The 2654-nt window shown below is 73.8% G+C and carries 3 protein-coding genes; 2 read left to right on the plus strand and 1 reads right to left on the minus strand.

What is annotated here, in order from left to right; genetic code table 11:
• On the minus strand, positions 1-1073 hold a 1073-nt coding region (locus ACFCX4_RS35795; RefSeq protein WP_376151584.1), incomplete at its 3' end, for an ALF repeat-containing protein.
• Positions 1074-1400: 327 nt separating this feature from the next.
• Here ACFCX4_RS35795 and ACFCX4_RS35800 point away from each other — a divergent pair.
• Positions 1401-1901 (plus strand): hypothetical protein, encoded by a 501-nt coding sequence (locus ACFCX4_RS35800; protein WP_376151586.1) that lies wholly within the window; start codon positions 1401-1403, stop codon positions 1899-1901.
• Positions 1902-1998: 97 nt separating this feature from the next.
• A complete protein-coding gene (locus tag ACFCX4_RS35805) occupies positions 1999-2529 on the plus strand; it encodes a hypothetical protein (RefSeq protein WP_376151587.1) in 531 nt (176 codons plus the stop codon).
• The last annotated feature ends 125 nt before the right edge of the window (positions 2530-2654 follow it).

A 2654-nucleotide genomic window follows, 5' to 3' on the forward strand; every position in this document is an offset into this window, starting at 1 on the left:
GCCGGGCCCGCGGCGCCCGCCGCGTAGGCCGCCTGGGCGGCCGCGCCGGCGGCGGTGCGCGCGGTGTTGGCGGCGGAGCGCGCCGCGAGGATCGCGGTCTGCGCGGCTCCGGACGCCCGGGTCGAGGCCTCGGCGGCCCGCTCGGCGGCGGCGCCGGCCTTCGCGGTGTCCTGGCCGGCCTGCTGGGTCTCGGAGGCGGCGCGCTCGGCGTCGGCCTTCGCCTGTTCGGCGGCCTTGACGGCCTGCGCGGACGCGGTCTTGGCGGACTCGTTCTCGCGGACCGCCTGTGCGGAGGCCTCCTTCGCCTGCTGGACCAGCTGGGCGATGCCGGTCCGCTCGGCGTCCCGGGCGCGGGCGACGTGCTGACCGACCCTCAGGAACTCCCGGACGTCCTCGATGGTGCCGTTGAGCGCGAGCCGGGCGGCCGCCTGGGTGTTGGGCCCGCCGGTGCTGAAGATCTGGGTGAGCTTGACCCGGTCGTCGGCGTCGCGCGCGGTGAACTGGCCCTCGGCGAGGAACTTCCGCAGGTCCTCGGTGGTGCCGTTGAGTGCCTTGCGGCCGGCGTCCTGGACGCCGTTGCCCGCGCCGTTGAGCATCTGGGCGACCTGAAGCTGCTGGTCGGAGACCAGGGCCGTCTGCCACTCGCCGTCCAGGAACCTCGCGAGTTCCTCCGCGGTGCCGTTCAGCGCCCTGCGGGCCGCCTCCTGCACGCCGGGGCCGGCGGCGGAGTGGATCTGTGCCGCCTGCACCTGGTTGTCCTGGACCTCGGCGGGCCTGCGCTCCGTGGCCAGGAAGGCGGCGACCTGGGCGTCGCCGGAGACCAGCGCGGCCTCCGCGGCGGCCCGGACGGCGGGTCCGCCCGCCTCCCAGTAGCGCATGACCAGAGCGCGGTCGCTGACCGTGATCGCGACCGGTGCGGCCGGTCCGTCCGCGACCGCCGGTCCCGCCGTCCCGACCAGACCGGCCAGCAGCGCGAGCGGCAGCAGCCGTGCGCTCGCGGAGCCGAGGTGCCGTCCGACGGAGTCGCGCCACCACCTCCCCCCGCGGGCCCGGCCGAATGGTATTGCCCCCATCGGATCCCTCCACCAGTCGTCCACAGTCAATATCGGCGCCCGGCAGCCTATCCGGCGGATGATTGGTCGACGCACGAAATCGTGCCATTCGGTCCGGCTGATTTTCGCCGTTCCGAAGAGCCCATTCCGGACATAGTCCGACCAGTCACCACCTGGTCAGTTCGGTGCGGCGTGCCGGTGGTTGACGCTCAGTCACGGTTCGTGCCAAATCAGTGAAACCCATTCCCGGGGGGGCCTGGCCCTCTCTAGGGTGCGGTATTGCTCCGACCGGATTTCCGGGATCTGACACTGTTCGGGATCGAAAGTTCAACCGTGAAGGAACGGAAGATGAAGAATCGTCTGCCCCTGGGACTGGCGGCGGGTGCGCTCACCGCGGCCGCCGTGCTCGGTGGATCCTCGTTCGCCTCGGCCGACTCGCCCGCCGTGCCCGCGACGGCCACCGACACGGACACCCCGCCGCCCGCCGTCGAGGACTTCGAGTACCCGGGAGCCTCGCCCCACCCGGCCCTCAAGCTGCTGCGCGGCGACGGTCACATCGTGCTGACCAGCTGCTCGGGCCCCAGCCAGATCCAGGTCTTCAGCCGGGCGATCCCCAACCCCAACGGCGGTCCCACGGTCTGCTTCCGGGTCACCGGCACCACGGGCTTCCTGACGCTCGAACTCCCGCAGACCTTCATCATCCAGACCGACGACCGCGCGGTGCGGGCGAGTCTGACCGCCGAGGGCGTCACCCAGACCGTGGAGGTGCCCGCGGACGAGTACCGCAACGTCGGGGAGGGCCTGGGCCAGAAGACGACCACCCTGCTCGAACTGCGCGTCACCGGCTGACCGGTCCGGACCGCCCCTGGTGGCCCCGACGCCGGTCACCGGTGCGACCCGGCGGTGTCCGACCGCCGGAGCGACCTCCCGAGGAAGGAGTGACCGCATGACCCAGCGCGACAGGATGCCCGGCCGACGGCCGGGCGGTCGGAGGCTGCTGCTCGCGGCCGGTGCGCTGGCGGCGGCCGGCGCACTGCTCGCCGGCGCCGCCCTGGCCTCGGCCGACACCCCGCCCCCGCCCCCGCCGGCCGGCGACCCGGCCGACATCCCGCCGCCCGCGGTCGAGGACTTCGAGTACCCCGGCGCGAGCGCGATCTCCGGGATCACGCTGAAGCGCGGCGACGGCCACATCGTCCTCGCCGACTGCGCGGGCCCGACCCAGATCCAGGTCTGGAGCCGGGCGGCCGTCAACCCGTTCGGCCGCTTCTGCTTCCGGGCCACCGGGAACAGCGGCTACCTCACGGTCGAACTGCCCGACGTGTACGTCCTCCAGACGACCGGCGCGGCGCTCAGCGCCAAGGTCACCGTCGAGGGCGTCACCCAGCCGGTCGACCTGGCCAAGGAGGACTTCCGGGCCCTCGGCGAGGGGACGTCCCAGAAGCCCACCACGCTGGTGGAGCTCCGAACGACGCTCTGACGGCCGCTCGGCCGCTCGGCCGCTCAGCCGCTCGGCGGCTCGGTGGCCGGTGGCCGGTGGGAGGGCGCGGGGCTGAAACACGCGTGAAGCCCTCGTCCTGGTCCAGGCCGGCGCGGCGCCCGCCC

The organism is Kitasatospora sp. NPDC056327 (assembly GCF_042261735.1).
GTDB lineage: Bacteria > Actinomycetota > Actinomycetes > Streptomycetales > Streptomycetaceae > Kitasatospora.

Bases quoted from the DNA above. Each gene is read 5' to 3' on its own strand.
- ACFCX4_RS35805 (WP_376151587.1), top strand. From the start codon at position 1,999: ATGACCCAGCGCGACAGGATGCCCGGCCGACGGCCGGGCGGTCGGAGG.
- ACFCX4_RS35800 (WP_376151586.1), top strand. From the start codon at position 1,401: ATGAAGAATCGTCTGCCCCTGGGACTGGCGGCGGGTGCGCTCACCGCG.